Origin of the sequence: Emticicia sp. C21 (genome assembly GCF_003418935.1) — a bacterium.
Lineage (GTDB): Bacteria > Bacteroidota > Bacteroidia > Cytophagales > Spirosomataceae > Emticicia.
The window spans coordinates 328,190-345,051 of sequence record NZ_QVMT01000002.1; the positions used below are offsets into that span (position 1 = coordinate 328,190).

General features: G+C 41.1%; 11 protein-coding genes. All 11 read right to left on the bottom strand.

The window, feature by feature from the left end:
- Positions 1-20: 20 nt before the first annotated feature.
- The gene (locus tag D0T08_RS06185) at positions 21-938 is read right to left on the bottom strand and encodes a sugar ABC transporter substrate-binding protein (protein WP_116981733.1); all 918 of its coding nucleotides are present in this window, start codon (positions 936-938) and stop codon (positions 21-23) included.
- 1 nt (position 939) lies between these two features.
- Positions 940-1,878: an ABC transporter permease gene (locus tag D0T08_RS06190; protein ID WP_116981734.1), complete on the bottom strand. Its 939-nt coding sequence runs from the start codon at positions 1,876-1,878 to the stop codon at positions 940-942.
- Entirely contained in the window at positions 1,865-3,349 is a 1,485-nt protein-coding gene (locus tag D0T08_RS06195; protein WP_116982020.1) for a sugar ABC transporter ATP-binding protein, read from the bottom strand. Before D0T08_RS06195 ends, D0T08_RS06190 begins: the two co-directional genes overlap by 14 nt.
- 62 nt (positions 3,350-3,411) lie before the next feature.
- Positions 3,412-4,575, bottom strand: a complete 1,164-nt coding sequence (locus tag D0T08_RS06200; RefSeq protein WP_116981735.1) for a Gfo/Idh/MocA family protein — start codon at positions 4,573-4,575, stop codon at positions 3,412-3,414.
- A gap of 315 nt (positions 4,576-4,890) precedes the next feature.
- Entirely contained in the window at positions 4,891-5,919 is a 1,029-nt protein-coding gene (locus tag D0T08_RS06205; protein WP_116981736.1) for a sugar phosphate isomerase/epimerase, read from the bottom strand.
- A gap of 35 nt (positions 5,920-5,954) precedes the next feature.
- The gene (locus D0T08_RS06210; RefSeq protein WP_116981737.1) at positions 5,955-7,160 is read right to left on the bottom strand and encodes a hypothetical protein; all 1,206 of its coding nucleotides are present in this window, start codon (positions 7,158-7,160) and stop codon (positions 5,955-5,957) included.
- Between the two features lie 33 nt (positions 7,161-7,193).
- Positions 7,194-8,252, bottom strand: coding sequence for an aldose 1-epimerase family protein (locus D0T08_RS06215; RefSeq protein ID WP_116981738.1), 1,059 nt, complete (start codon positions 8,250-8,252; stop codon positions 7,194-7,196).
- Positions 8,253-8,470: 218 nt separating this feature from the next.
- Positions 8,471-9,244, bottom strand: coding sequence for a DUF1080 domain-containing protein (locus D0T08_RS06220; protein WP_116981739.1), 774 nt, complete (start codon positions 9,242-9,244; stop codon positions 8,471-8,473).
- A gap of 78 nt (positions 9,245-9,322) precedes the next feature.
- Positions 9,323-12,016, bottom strand: a complete 2,694-nt coding sequence (locus D0T08_RS06225) for a c-type cytochrome (protein WP_116981740.1) — start codon at positions 12,014-12,016, stop codon at positions 9,323-9,325.
- A 194-nt stretch (positions 12,017-12,210) separates the two neighbouring features.
- Positions 12,211-13,716: a RagB/SusD family nutrient uptake outer membrane protein gene (locus D0T08_RS06230; protein ID WP_116981741.1), complete on the bottom strand. Its 1,506-nt coding sequence runs from the start codon at positions 13,714-13,716 to the stop codon at positions 12,211-12,213.
- 23 nt (positions 13,717-13,739) lie between these two features.
- A complete protein-coding gene (locus D0T08_RS06235) occupies positions 13,740-16,793 on the bottom strand; it encodes a SusC/RagA family TonB-linked outer membrane protein (RefSeq protein ID WP_409012908.1) in 3,054 nt (1,017 codons plus the stop codon).
- Positions 16,794-16,862: the final 69 nt, after the last annotated feature.

Here is a 16,862-nt window from a genome sequence, read left to right on the forward strand (position 1 = left end):
AGGTTAGTACGTGAATAAAATTATTTCAAAAACTCACTGATATTACTTTTAGTAACTAACTGAAACGGAATCATGACTTCCTTTTCAACCGCTTCTTTTTTTGCCAACTTTAGAGCCACTTCAATGGCGCCTGCCCCCTGTTGTTTGGCATTCTGAAAAACTGTTGCATCTAACGAGCCATTTTTAACAGCCTGCAATCCATCCTGAATGGCATCAATGCTTACTACGACCACTTTGTCTTTCATTCCAGCGGATTGGAGAGCTTTTACTGCCCCTAAGCCCATTTCATCATTATGAGCGAACACTGCGTTTATTTTTGAGCCATAAGACTGAATCCAGTTTTGCATTAAATCCATTCCTTTAGCTCTGTCCCATTCGGCAGTCTGGCTGGCAATTAATTTCAAATCAGGATATTGTTTCAGAATTTCTTTGGCACCTTCTTCTCTTTGGATTTGAGCTGCCTGACCCATGAAACCATTAATCATGACCACGTTTCCTTTCCCTCCCAGTTTTTCGGCTATATATTTCATGGCAATTCTGCCGGATTCTCTATCATCTGAACCCACAAAAGCGGTAGGAGCTGTGCTAGTTGCTGAATTAACATTAACGATGGGTATTTTAGCTGCTAATGCCTTGGTAACTCCAGGTGAACTTGCCTCTACCTCGCAAGGATTCATGATGATTACATCTACTTTCTGAGAGATAAAGCTTTCTACCTGTTCTATTTGCTTTAATGGCGAATGTTCGGCATCAACCAGAATCAATTCTACGCCAAGCTCATCTGCCTTTTTCTGCATCTCATCGCTGATATTGACAATAAACTCGTTTTGCATACTGAGCATGGTGGCACCTACTTTGATTTTTGCCTTTTCTTCTTTTTTAGCCGAATTACATGAGAGAAGCAATGAAACTGCGGCAAAAAGGATGAGTTTTTTCATATTAATCTTTAATTTTTTGATTCCAACTATCTAGTAAAACAGCGCCTATGATGATAACCCCCATCACTACCTGCTGGTAGTACGAACTTACGTTGAGTAAGTCTAAACCATTATTTAAAACACCTATCAGGATTACACCAAACAATGTTCCCTGAATACTCCCCACACCTCCTGAAGTACTGGAGCCTCCGATTACAGCCGCAGCGATGGCATCTAATTCAAAACTCATTCCGGCATTGGGTTGGCCTGTGGTAATTCTTGATGTCAGTAGAATACCTGCTAAACCTGACAATAATCCGCAAAGCGCATAGACTGCCATTTTCACCTGATTGACATTAATCCCCGATGCCCAGGCAGCTTGCTGATTGCCTCCAACAGCATATACATAGCGCCCGAAGATGGTCTTTTTTAAGACAATTGAACAAATAATGAATACGATAAATAAGATAATTATCGGAAATGGAATGCCAAGGATATCACCCCCACCTATAAAATTAAATGACTCCGAAAGATTAGAGATTGGGCGACCTTTGCTGATAATCAATGCCAATCCCCGACCAATAGTCATCACGCCTAATGTGACAATGAATGGTGCAATTTTACTTTTGGTGATTAATAAACCATTTAACAATCCAAATAATAATCCTACGAATAATCCGCCGAGAATTGGAACAATAACCGGATAACTATCCTGTCGGGCTAATAAGGCTGCTGCCACACCTGAGACCGCCACCACTGAGCCAATAGAGAGGTCGATGCCACCGGTGATAATGACGAATGTAACCCCAAAAGCCAATAAAGCATTAATTGACACCTGGGTAAAAATAATTAACCAGTTTGAGAATGTCAGAAACTGGGGACTGATAGAACTTAGGGTAACACAAACGACCAAAAAAGCAATAAGAATGCCGTATTGTTTTAAGTTTTTAATGTATTGCATACTGCATGACTTTTTCCTGGGTAGCTTCTTGTCTTGATAATAGGGCCGTTTGTTTGCCTTTTGACAATACAAGTATCCGGTCGCTCATGCCAAAAATTTCAGGCAATTCAGACGAAATCAGGATAATAGCTAACCCCTTGCTCTTTAATTCATTGATTAATTTATAAATTTCAAATTTTGCTCCTATATCAATTCCGCGCGTGGGTTCGTCTAAAATAATGATTTGAGGCGAAGATGACAAAACTTTGGCAATAACCACTTTCTGCTGATTGCCTCCACTCAGGTATATCAATTTCTGGTTGATGCTCGATGCCTTAATTTTCAGGTTATTCTTCATCTGATTGGCCAACGCTTCTTCTTGTGTATCAGAAACAAACCATGAATTTGACAGGCTCGACAGAGATGATAAAGTTATATTTTGTTTGACCGATAATTGTGGAATAAAACCAAATGCTTTACGGTCTTCGCTCACATAACCAATACCCAATTTCATGGCAGCTTTCGGTGATGGAACGGTCACTTTTTCTTCATTAATGAAAATTTCTCCTTCTTTAAATTCGTCTAGTCCGGCTATTGCCCGCACAACTTCGGTTCGGCCCGCACCCACCAATCCGGCAATTCCTAAAATTTCACCTGATTTTACTTCAAAGTTGATGTTTTCAAATTTTCCTGTCTGGCTTAAATTAGTAACTTTAATGATGGTTTCACCAATTGGGTGTTCGGTTTTAGGGAAAATGTCTTCTATTTCTCTACCTACCATCATAGAGATAAGATATTTGATAGGTAGTTCTTGTGCAGATTTTGTAGCAATGTATTGTCCATCACGCAAGACCGTAATTCTATCTGAAATCTGATAGATTTCATCCATTTTGTGTGAAATGTAAATAATAGCAACTCCTTTACTGGTCAAGTCTTTAATGATAGCAAAAAGCGTAGAAACTTCTTTATCTGAAAGCGCCGATGTGGGCTCGTCCATGATAATGATTTTAGCATTGTTTGAGATAGCTTTGGCAATTTCTACCATTTGCTTATCTGCAATGCTCAGATGTTTCATTTTGGTATTCGCATCGATATTTATATTCAGCGTTTTGAGTAATTCTCTGGTTTTTTTGTAAATATCCTTTTCATTTAGCCAACTGAAACGATGGATTTCTTTCCCTAAAAAAATGTTTTGCGCAATGGTTAATTCAGGCACCATCAATATTTCCTGATGAATCATTGAGATGCCTCGTTTCAGCATCTCATGAACATGGGTATGCTGTATTTTCTCTCCACCTAAAATTATTTCACCCGAATCAGCCGGAAGCAATCCCATCAGAATCTTCATAAAAGTAGATTTTCCTGCGCCGTTTTCTCCCATCAGCGCATGAACTTCTCCCTTTTCAAGATTAAAAGTGATATTGTCTAAAACTTTTACTCCCGAAAAAGATTTACAAAGATTTTGTACTTCGAGGATTCTCTTCTGACTCATATATTCAAAAAATGCTGACAAGGCCTTGCACCCTGCCAGCATCGTAATATTACTATATCGATTTAAACAAAATCACCATCTACATTGGTATCTTTCCAACTTCTGCTATTAGCTGAATCAATAACGGCTTCGCATACTTTCTGGGTTTGCAATGCCTCTTTGAAAGTTGGTGAACAAGGCTTCCCTTCCTGCAGACTATTCAAAAAGTCGGCTACCTGATGAATGAAGCTATGTTCATAGCCAATGCCTAAGCCACCAACCCACCATTTATTCATATATGGTTGGTCGCCATCCGTAACGATGATTGAACGCCAGCCGCGCACAATAGAGTCGTCGCGGTGGTCGAAATATTCCAGGCGGTTTAAATCATGTAAATCCCAACGGATAGAGGCATCTGCACCGTTGATTTCAAATGTATACAACGCTTTGTGACCACGTGCATAACGTGTAGATTCAAAAAGCCCTAATGAACCATTGGCAAAATGACAATGGAAAATACAGGCATCATCAATGCCTACGGGTTGCACTTTACCCGTTAGCTGATGCATACGTTCTTTTACGAATGTTTCAGTTACTGCCGATACATCGGTAATGGCACCATTCAACCACATGGCTGTATCAATGCAGTGTGCCAGTAAATCTCCGGTTACGCCAGAACCTGCGGCTTCTGAGTCCATTCTCCATAAGCCTGTTCCCCCTTGTGGAAGGTCAGCGCTGATGGTCCAGTCTTGTAAGAAATTAGCGCGGTAATGGTATATTTTGCCTAATTTGCCTGAGTCAACGATTTGTTTGGCAAGGGTTACGGCAGGCAATCTGCGGTAGTTGTACCAAACTGTACTTTGCACACCTGCTGCTTCAATCGCATCAACCATAGCCTGACCTTCTTCCAGATTACGAGAGAGAGGTTTTTCGCATAAAATCATTTTCCCTGCTTTGGCCGCAGCAATTGCGATTTCTGCATGGCTATCGTTAGGTGTACAAATATCTACTGCATCAATATCATCGCGTGCGATGAGTGCTCTCCAATCGGTTTCGATTGATTCATAACCCCATTGGTCGGCAAAAGCCTGTACTTTTTCGGCATTTCTTGAACAAACTGCCTTTAAAACAGGGGTATATTCTAATTCCGGAAAAAAGTTTGGCACACGGTTATAGCCGTTGGAATGGGTTCTACCCATAAAACCCGTTCCTATTAATCCTATTCTGAGTTGTTTCTTTGTTGACATTGTTTCTTGAGTATCAGATTAATTATAGCTCATTAGTGAAAAATATTTCTATTGAGCAAAAATTGAATATATCGTCCCTACGGGACTTGGAATCTGTGGTCTTATTATCTTCTACCGCGCGGCGGCCGCCGATATATTATCCCTACGGGATATAGAAACCTTTCATAATATTTCAGTCCCGTAGGGACGATATATCGGTAGAAAAGAAATATAATTGCGTACAATATCCCTTAGGGATAATATATTTATTTTTATCCGACAAGTTCAATTAGATTATACTCTTAGCAAACTAATCAAATAAAACATTGTCCATTTTTATTCTACCCATCCATGTTGCTGACGAACTTTTATCATTGCCGCCAGAATATCGTTCCATGTTTTTTGTTGCGTCATTACGTCATTGGCGAACATACAACCATCCCAACAGATATGTCTGAATGCTTTGGTCAATACACCAGCCTCATCACGCAGCCAATAACCTGCATCATGCGCAATATCTAATTTACCATTCGGGTCTGTGGCCTGGCAGTGGCGACCTGTTTTATCATGCGAGCCTGAACCATAAACAGTACCGTCATTCTGAGCCACGTGGAAGTCAATCGTCCACGGACGAAGCGCTTTGGTCAGCTCTTTCAACCCTTTAAGAAATGTCTCTCTGTCGCCCCATTGAAAATCTTCCGGCAGGATGCGGTGTTCCGGAGCATTATAGCCCAATAGATAGAGTGTTGTATGAGACATATCAGCCTGGAAGCCAATATTCGGACGGCCAACGGCTTCTAAGGTTTCAAGCATGGTTTTCCATGAATGCATACCTCCCCAACAGATTTCACCCTCTGCAGCTAATTTTTCGCCGTAATCGGCGGCTACATCACAGGCTTCTCTGAACGTCTGGGCAATTAATTTCGAATTGCTAGCCGGGTCATTAGCCCAGTCATGTACGCCACTTGCTGAGTCGATTCTGACAATGCCATTCGGACGAATGCCCATGGCACGTAGTTTCTGACCTATTTCGCAAGATTTACGCACCATTTCTACAAATTGCTTACGCTCATCGGCAGAACCCATCGCAGGGCCTCCCCAGATAGGCGCAACCAGACTTCCTATTTCAAGATTATGTTTGGCAACTTTATCGGCTAGTCTTTTTACGCCATCATCTGATGTATCTAAATCATAATGAGGATCGAAAAGACCTAAATCGACACCATCGAATTTTATGCCATCTACCTCAGCTGCGGCAGTCATTTCAAGCATGGTATCGAATGCAATTGGTGGCTCTGAATCCGGCCCTTTACCTACAATACCAGGCCAGGTAGCGTTATGAAGTTTGGGATAATTATTTTCCATTGAATTAATAGATTTTGAGGTTGTATTTTTATGTTTTATAAAACCAGGTCAGGGTTATTCGGGCCAAAGTGCTTCAACATCACAATCGGGTCGCAAGATGAATGGTTGACTATGGTAACTCCTTCAACGGCTGCTTTTTCTGTGATGAAGAACTCATCGTTTGTCAACTGTCCGTAACGGATTAAAGATGGGGTTTCAATATCCCAAACACCCATTTTACCATGCCCCTGCATCATGATGATACCATAGGCAGCGCTGTCTTTAATGGTTACTGTTTGTCCCGGTAGAATCGTTAATTCTTTTGCAGAAAATGCCTCTGAACGATAGCAAACCCAACTTTCATTATACCCTTCTGCTTCCATTTCAGCTACATCTTTTACTGGTCTTGGTGCCATGAAACGGGTTTCTAAAAGATTCGGGTTTGTGTTCAACTCCCAATCAATTACGCCCATCAACTGGTCATAATTACCAATCTGGTCTGGTGGTGTGCCATTCCACAATAATTCTTCCGGAATGATGGCTTCATTTACTAGAGACTGATACATGGCAAAAACGTCAGACGCTTTCTGAGGTTCGTAAGTACACATACTACCCGGTGCATGCAACATGCCTGGAGGAACGTCCCAACCCGTACCCGGAATCAATGGGAATGCCTGAGAGTACATCGTTATCTTGTTATCTCCCTTGGTGAAGTTCATCAGACATTCTTTGATTTGCTCTTTGGTTGTACCTGGTGCAATACCAAAAAATGTATAAGGGAAATCTCCACCGTGGTTATTCAATTGTGGCGGAAAATAATAGGCTTCCGGTTTTCCTAATTGTCCAATTTTTGCAGCTTCTTCGTCGTTATGGTGAATATGGTGTGGCAATGGCCCCATATTGTCAAAGAATTTCGAGTACATTGGCCAGCTTTTATATTCATCCCAAAGGCGGCTTCCGATTATTTCTGCACCCAGTTCATCTATTGCATCTTTGAGTAATACTCTTTCTCCTTCGTTTACAACCACAAAGCTCAAACCTTCATTTTCTCCTGTTAACGGGCCGTTTTTGGCTGGTGTGGTTGATGATAGCCAACGCTCATCAATACCGCCACGCACACCGCCTAATACGTAATAATCATCTGGATGTAATTTGATTCTTCGTCCGGGAACACAAAATGAACGAGGAACCCAAGTCGGAGCTAATCGTAAAATCCCTTTTCCTTGTTCTAATGCTTTTTGTGCTAAACTTAAATTTGACATAATGTAATCTGGGGTTGAATGTATTTTGTAGGTTTAAATTTCTAATGCTTGTATCTCTAAATCGAATGTGCGGGTTTCGTAGGGATTCAGAAAGATCAGTTCTTTATTGGTTCTTGCCTGTGCCTGCCCTATTGGTGGATTAGTGGCAGGTTCTATGCCTGTTACATACTCACTCTTGCCCCAATGCTGCCAGTTGATTAAATGCGGTAGTTCGTTTTTATTGAAATTGATTTCAACTTTCAAGCCTATTTTAGCGTTAAAGAGTCCGCAGGTACATTGACCTATGTCGTTGGCTGCGGGGTCGATAAATACTACTTCTTCGCCAGTGCCCAGATGGTCGTCAAGCGGTGCGGGGCATCTCTTGAAATCATTTCCGTCTTTGAAGATTCTGGCGTTTTCAGTTCCAAATCGTGGTTGCCATTGGCCTTCCCACAAAATCTCTGTGCCCTCATCAACCAGCGGATAGCCGAAATTGAAATGGTAAAGTAGCATAAATGGAGTAGGGGTATTGCCACGATTGATTACTTCGTCATGAATTTTAATTGTAGGCTCACCTAATCTTCCGGAAATGGTTCTGCGCAACTCTAAACTTGGTCCGAATACCTTGGTTTCTTTAATGATCCCGGTGATACTCATGTCCATTTTTCCGGCAACAGGGTCAGGCTGAATAATTGACACGATTTCAGCAGGGATATTGGAAATTTGTCCGTGTACGCCTCTTTCACCAAACTCATCTTTTTCAGGGCCACCTACGTGCGAAAGTCCGCAGGTAGTGAGTAAGCCGCCGCCAAATGTTCTGAGCCAGTCTATTCCTTTGTCTGACTGAGGTTGTGGCGTCGTAAACCCTCCGTGACTCAACCATGCCAGACTATGTTGGTTATAGAAGGCATCGGCGATGTCCATTCCTCTGTCAAAAACAACTTTGTATCTTAAACCAGTACCAGTATTGATCCAGGCAATTCTGTTGCCACGCCCTAAGCCATTATCTAAAACAGAAGTTTCGATGCCACCAAGCTGAGCCGGATTTGAGATTTTATCTTTCCAACCTGCTTCTCCTGATAGAACCGAACCTACTTTTTTTACCTCATTCATATTTCTAATACTATTTTTTGATGTTTGTCAGACATCCATCTGGATTTAGCTTTATGCTGTTTGATTTTTAGTTTGTTGCCTGCCAGGTATAAATTATTTCTTTATATACTTTTAGACAGGGTAAATTTCAAAATAAAAAAGACTATAAAGTTGAAAAATACCAAACCGCAGAAATGGTAATTGTTCAGTAGAATGATTACCATTTCTGCTTAAACATTTTATAATTGTTTTAATCTTAGATTACGATATTGCACTTTCATCGGCGGACCTACGTGTACCTGTACACCTAAAAGACCTTTTGACTTTCCATTTACTAAATCCTCGTCGGTTACATCGCTCATCAAAACATCGTTGATATAGTGCTGCAAACGGTTCCCTTTGATTACCAGATGGAAAGTATTCCAATCCTGACTTTTGATTTTTGTTTTTAATGCCTCGTTTTCTCCTAAGCTTCCGGTAACCTTGCGTTCAGTCCAGGCATTTCTTTGCACTTTTGCTCTTACGTCTTCCGGTTTCATAGTGCCACTTTGTGGATTTATACTGGCAATTTCTCCCCGATAAGCCAAAGTCGTGCGTCCACGTTCTTCATAATTCTGACCAGTATAACGGTTAGCGCCATCAATATCAGCCTGATATCCTCTTAGCGCATAAGGAATATCCAATAGTTTTTCACTACGATAGTTGATGCCTGAGTTTCCTTTTTCAGTAATATTAAATTCACCTTTTAGTTCAAAATCACCCGGTTCTCCACCTTGCCATACAATAAATGAGTTGGTTTTGAGTAAGGTTTCAGGCGTGATTTCTCCTACCAGATTGCCATTTTCTACACGCCAGTATTTGGTATCTCCTTCCCAGCCATTCAGGGTTTTTCCATCAAAAATAGATTTAAAACCTTTTTCACCCGAGCCCGGATTTGATACTTTGCAACCTGTTAGCAAGATAATGAAAAGTAAAATTAATTGACCAGCTTTAGAAATATTTTTTGTTTTCATTGTATTATTTTTGTTTTAAGGAAGGCTTAAGCGTGACACGCTTGTTTATGATATGCCACGCCGTGCCTCCTAAAATCATTATTTATTTGCTTCAGCTTTTGCTGTAAACATTGGATTGCTTGCATTACCACCCGACATCAGATAGGCCATCAGGTCTTTAAACTCTTCTTCATTCAGGCTATTGATTAACCCCTGGAACATGATTGAAACGCTGGATGGTTTTTTAGAAACCACATTCTTTTTCAATACTTTTTCAAGGGTTTCAGGTGAATAAGGATTCTGTGAAACGTAATAGGCTACCTTATCTTCATTCACCAGACGACCTACAATTGATCCACCGTTTTTCAAACTGAATTGCGTAGCTGCATACTGGTCTGATACTGCTTTGTTCGGGTCAACGATTGCCTCCAGCATATCTTTTGCTGAGAATCTTGTGCCTAATTGCGTCAAATCAGGGCCAGTTGATCCACCTTCGCCTTTCATGGTATGACAAGCTTTACAGGTTGTAGCCGCAAACATGGCTTTTCCTTGTTCAAAATTGCGACCAGTTAGCCCTTGCTCTACAATTGGAAGACCATTTCTTAAGTTCCAGAAACGTCCTGGCCCTTTTGGAGTAGCTGCGGTAATTAGGTCGTTACCTGATTTACTTAGCATCTCTGCGCCAGAAAGCTTATCAAAATAATCTTTTTTTGCCTCTGGAACATTTTTCAGGGCTAACTTACGGGACCTGTCAATGAACCCTACATAACTACGACCGCCCTTATAATTGAATGCATCACTGAACCATTTGAAGTAGGTATCTTGCTCTTCCGGCGTCCAACCCGTTTTAGCCATTGTTAATACATTAGCATAGTAGGTGTGCTGCGCAGGCGGAACCTTTGCTAGCATGGCTGCAATATCACCTCCATATTGTGAGCTTCTTAGAATCAAATCGCTTGAAGCTGTTGCTGTTTCCTGCATCAATGCATTAGTGCCCGGTTCATCTTTAATCTTCATCAAAGCCAAGGTTTTCTTGATAGCACTTGGCTCATCTAAGTAATGCAATAGCTTACTCAATGAACGGTTTAATTGTGCTGAATTTGCCGGATAAAGCGGATTCAGATAGGCCACTACTTTTGGTTTGGTTGTGGCATCTGGTTGTCCCATTCTTAAAAAAGCCAGTTCAAAAGCACGGTATACATCTAATTGTTGTGCCTCGTTCAGTGCTTTTATATTTATACCTAATAAAGCGTTCAGAATCTGGGTTTGATTATCACCTTTACCTGTGCGTATCAATGAAATCAATGCTTGTGTAGCTGCAATCGGGTCTTTTTCTTTCAGGGCTAAATCCTGCCATTCAGCAACTGGTTGGTGTTCAATCGCTAAACGGGCAGCATAACGGATAAATCTGTCCGGGCTTTTCAATTGCGGCCAGGCTGTTGCAACTGCGGCGGGATTCGGCCCGCCTGTATGGAATTTCTCTAAGTTTCTTCTTAAAGTATTGGCGGCATTAATGGGAGGTGCAGCAACTGGCGCCGTACTTTCTGTACCTGTATAGTAAACGCGATACAAGTCTGATTCTAATCGGCGACCGCCAGAAAGGAAGTATAAAGCGCCATCAGGGCCAATGGCTCCATCAGTCAATGGCAATGGCAAACCTGATAAAAACTCATCACGCGTAGCTGTAAAGGATGAACCCGCAGGTTTCAGGTTAATGGCGTGCATAATCCCGAAACTCCAGTCGAAAGCCAATAAGGTATTTTTGTATTTGGCAGGGAACTTGGCATCTTTCAGATGTATTAAATTGGTAGGTGACCCTTGACCAATATTGATAACCGGAGGTAAATTATCAGGGAAAGTTGGCGACCATTTGCTGTTTCCGGTTCTCCAGCCAAATTCACTGGCACTGGTGGCATGACAAATACGGGTTGGACGATACCAAGGCAAACCAAAATCCCATTCCATATCGGCATCATATACAAACAAGTCGCCGTTTGCATCAAAAGCCATATCAAAGGCATTGCGGTAACCTGCACTTACCAATTCCCAGTTTTTCCCCTCAGGATCAGTGTGGGCAATCCACCCACCAGGAGCCATGCGGTCGTTGGCGTGCCCACGTGGGTCTTTTATTAATGGAAATAAATTATCTTCTTTCCAGGTTGATGGTAAGCGATAAGAGTCCATTGGAGGTAAATCAGTATGATTTCCTGAAATTACATACAATGATTGTTTATCTGGAGAATAAATAATGCTGTGAGGGCCGTGTTCGCCATCACCGTTCATTTCTTTTAACAGCGTGATTTTATCAAACTGATCGTCGTTGTTGGTGTCTTGCAAGCGGTAAAGGCCACTTCTACGTGGAAATATCTTATTATTTTTATTGTTGTTAATCATGACATACAGGCTGTTGAAGGCATATAACAGACCATGTGCATAGCCCATACCTGTAGTATCAATGTTTGGAGCGATACCAATCTGCAATTTTTCAACTTCAGCCTTTCCGGTAGAACCGATAGCAGGAATCTTTACCCGGAATAATTTTCCGTATTGGTCAGAAGCAATCATGCGGCCTTTGTCATCAAAAGTCATGGCAACCCATGAACCCTGATTGTTTTCGGAAGGGCTGTAAAGATGTTGTGCTGAAAAACCTTCTGACAGTTTTAGCTTTTTAATTTTCGGATCATCGTTATTCGATGTTGGCGGTGGCGGGTTTTTAAGAACCGTAAAGGACGCAGCCAATGCCAGAGCCATTAATCCGACAGAAATTTGGATTGTTCGTTGATTGGATACCATAGTTTTTATATGTTAAGGCGAAAAAAAATAAGTACTTTATAAACACTGCATAAGCGCGAAACAGCTGAATAAAAGGTGAAAATATGAGGTATTAATGAGGCCTGAATAAATATTCAAGCTGGTTCTTAATACCCCTATTTGCCCTAAATTACATATTTATTTTCTACTTATGCAGTGTATAATTATAAATTAAATCAAAAATGTGGTGATAAGGCTGCTTCGTCAGCCGGTAGGCCATACAGTAAACTGATATTAGAAAAGGCATGGCTACGTGCCGTGGCACCTTCCGGATAATAATAATCTACCGGATTGGCTTTGAGTCTCTGTCCGTAGGCTGTAATAACCTCTACTGCTGTGCCTGTGCGCACTAAATCAAACCAACGTTTGTTTTCAAAAGCTAACTCACTTCTGCGATCCTGATAAATCTGTTTTCTCAGATCTGCCTGTGCAGTTACTGTGGCTTCAGGTAAGCCGGCACGTGTACGCACCTGATTAAGATATGGAAGTGCTTCTGCTCCTTTACCTTGCTCCATCAATGCTTCGGCTAAGAATAGAAGCGCCTCAGAATAACGATAAATCGGGAAGTTATTACCCGTATTGCCATGCAAAGCGTGCGTTTTTGCAAACTTTTTGTTGTAAGGGAAATTCTTATTTGCTCGCAGACTTCCGGCAATGGTAACATAACCAATGGTTGCATCTTTGCGCTTGTCACCTGCTTCAAACGCATTGATTAGATCAGGCGTTGGCGCACCGTTTCCTTCACCTGTTAATGGTTGAGGATTGGATGTTCCTGTGATTGGTTTTAACTCTTCCGGACTCATCGGACGAGGCAGGTAGTTATAAATGATGGCGCCATTATAACCTGATGCACCTTCCTGAAACTGTACTTCAAACATTGACTCTATATTGTTTTTGTTTCCTGTATTGGTCGAAAAAGCATCGTTGAAATCTGGCATCAATTTATACTCACCACTTGTTACAATTTCTTTCAATAGTTTTTCGGCTTCTCCCCAGTTCTTTCTTACCATGTATACATTCGCCAGCAACATTCTTGCAGTTCCTGAAGTAACTCTACCCGGTTCCTGTTTTGATTTTGGCAGAAGCCCTGTAATAGCGGCATTTGCATCTTTGATAATCTGCGTATAAATCGCCTCAACTTCTGATAATGCTATGGCTGCTTCCTGACGATTCGTTACCGGTGTAAGGTGCATAGGCACTTTACCAAAATAGCGTACCAGTTCAAAGTAGGCATATGCTCTTAAAAATGAAGCCTGTCCTTTCAGATTGTTTTTAGATTCTGCGCCAAATTCAACTTTATCAATGGCAGCTAAAACCTGATTACAACGGGCAATTATCTGATAATCCAGACGGTATTGGTTCAGTACATGGACATTTGAAGTAACTCCATTGGCTGTTGGTACGGCAAAGTCTGCTATATCTTCCTGTTGCTCGGTAGCACCAAACAGGATATTTCTGTAATAATAAGCGTTATCTGAGTGCATTTCGCCTAAAAGCCATGCCCGGTCGTTTACGATAGCGCGTAAAGGCACATAGGCTGCATTTACTGCTTGTTGGAAATCGGCTTCTTTGGTAAAAAATATAGCAGTACTAAGGTTAGTTTCTGGGACAACCGTCAAAAAGTCTTTGCAACTCGTTAACCCAAAACACATAAACATTGCTGTTATTATTATCTTTTTCATTGTCTTAAATGTGTTTACGTTAATTAAAAGTTCAAGTTAATGCCAAGTGTGAAAGTTCTTGGAACCGGGTAGTTCGAGAAGTCGATACCCTGGCTAAGGTTTCCACCATTACCATTTCCATCACCTTGTGCCGATGTTTCAGGGTTTGGTCCGCCCCAGTATTTTGTAAATACATACAACTGTTGAATTGAACCATAAATACGTGCTGATCTGAACACTTTATTAGCTCTTGGAATGGTATAACCAATGGTTACGTTTTTAATAGTAAAGAACGAAGCATCAGCAATAAAGCGGCTGTTCATCCAGTCTCTTTCAATACCTGTTACGTTACCACCACCAACTGTTGTTCCATACATACCTTTTCCAGGATTTGCTTCTGAGCGGAAACGATATTTCACGCCTTCTACCAGATTAAATACCCCATCAAGGTTAGCAGTACTATAAATATGGCGAACTAATAACTGATTGCCTTGTGAACCCGAACCAACGATGCTCGCATCCCAGTTACCATAAGAGAAGTTATTAACGATACCGTAAGTAAATTTAGGGAATGGATTACCCATGATTACTCTGTCGTCAAAATCACCACCGTTGGTAATGATACCATCACCATTCTGGTCTGTCAACTTGATACTACCTACCACCGAACGGCCTGGTACTTGTGGAGAGTTTTTCAGGTCTTCGGCATTTTTATATACTCCCTGGGCAATGTGTCCGTAAAATTGACCAAATGGATAACCTACTTTCGTGATGTGGAAAGTTCCGTATACGCGGTCGATACCATCAGCCAAAGCAATTACTTTATTGCGGTTAATTGAAATGTTTGCATTGGTACTCCATTTGAATTTTCCGGTTGTATTTCTTGTATTTAAAGCAAACTCATGTCCCCAGAATTTAATCTCTCCGATGTTATCGTTAAAGTTGGTAAATCCGGCTTCCTGAGCGATCTGCACGCTATATAATAAATTGGTAGTACGTTTGGTATAATAATCATAAACAAACGTGATACGGTCATTGAATAGGCCCAGGTCCAAACCAAGGTCTAATTGTTTGGTTGTTTCCCAACCCAGACGGCTATTTGCTAACGATGTTACCACAGCACCAGGTGCTACGTTGTTACCAAAAACGGCATTCACTGTATTGTTTATCAAGGCATACGGTGTATAGTTACCGATATTGTTGTTACCAATAACCCCATAACTTGCTCTTAATTTGGCAAAAGAGATTTTAGGTATTGATTTTAAGAATGCTTCATCTGAAAGAACCCATCCAGCTGATACTGATGGGAATGTACCCCAGCGATTATCAGAACCAAAGCGAGAAGAACCATCACGACGAACAGCAGCTGTTAACAGGTACTTACCCTTATAGTTATACGTTAATCTTGAAAGTACTGAAGTTAATGCCCATTCCTGCACCTGGCTTGATGTACCACCACGGTTAATATTGATGGCTCCCTGAATTGTTGGAAGGCGGTCATCTGCATACGTATCAGCCTGGATACGTGTTCCCTCTTGTTGGAAGCGTTGTTGTGAAAAACCTGCTAAAAGCTCAAAATTATGATCATCATTTATGGTTTTAGAATAAGTAGCTAAGTTTTCGTTCAACCAGGTCAGGTTTTCAAAATTCTGACGTATCGAAACTGCCGTTGTCGGAATCGGAACATTTATGGCACTGGTAGCAGTTGATGGGTTAAAGAAGAAAAACTTAGAACGCAATAGCTCAATATTGAAAGTAGATTTCAAAACCAGGTCTTTGATTGGGCGATACTGAATGTAGGCATTGGTTATTAAATTAGTGGTTGATGTTTCGTTCACTAATTCTTCGGCAGCTCTTACCCAGTTAGGGTAAGCAAAGATATTTCCGGTGCTAGGCGGGAATCTGTTAAACAGGGTTAAGGTTTTGCCATCTGCTTCATAAATAGGCATTACCGGCCAGGTATGTAAGGCATTAAATAAAATACCTGTTCCTCTGTCTCCGTCAGTTCTTGGTGTATTGTCAAACACATATTGTGGTGCAATATTAAAGCCAAGCGTTACTTTGTCAGAAACATCATACTCCGAGTTCATTCTTAATGAATATCTCTTGTAGGTATTATTCAAAACAACCCCTTCCTGATTGAATACGCCACCCACAAAGGAAGTTCTTACTTTTTCTTTGTTCGATGTTACGGTCAGGTTATAGCTTTGTACAGGCGCGTCTCTTATTAAAGCGTCGTACCAGTCGTTGTTTTTATCTCTGTATTGCGAAGGATTCTGAAACTCAACAGGTACTGCCTGACCTGCATCTTCGTAAGATTCTTTTTTAAATTGGGCAAATTCTTCAGCGTTCAACATTTTAATACGGCCTCTCATTGGAACATTCTGTATGCCAGCAAAAGTACTGAAAGTTACATTGGTACCTGCTGATTTGCCTTTTTTAGTGGTAATCAATACTACACCATTAGCTGCTCTTGAACCATATAAGGATGTAGAAGAAGCATCTTTCAGAATAGAAATATCTTCAATTTCATCAGGGTTCATAGCGCCAATATCTCCTGTAATCGGAAAACCATCGATTACATACAATGGATCACTACCAGCCGAAACCGATAACTGTCCACGTATCCTGATACTCATTCCTTGTCCGGGTTTCCCTGTAGTTTGGTTAATCTGTACCCCGGCTAATTGACCCTGAAGCTTTTGTCCGATCTGAGATACAGGAATATCTTTAATCTCTTTGGCTCCAATGTTCTGTACCGCACCTGTTACATTCTTTTTCAACTGGCTACCATAACCTACTACAACGACTTCACCTAATAATTTGTCGTCTAGTTCTAAGGTTACGTCAATTTGAGTTTGGTCACCTACGGTTATTTCTTTAGCCGCAAAGCCAACAAAACTGTAAACTAAAACTGAGCCTTTGGCTGCGTCAATTCTATAAGTACCATCCCCGCCAGTCTGGGTTCCTTTATTGGTTCCTTTGACTGAAACGTTTACTCCTACTAGTGTCCCACCATCAGAGCCGGTAACAGTACCCTTTATTTGGGAAAAAGCAAATGATGAACAGAATAGCATTAGCAAAAAGGTTCCCCCCATTGCATAAATCCTACTCAAATGAATAGTAATTTTCGACTTCATAAATACGCTTGATTTAGGGTGAAAAAA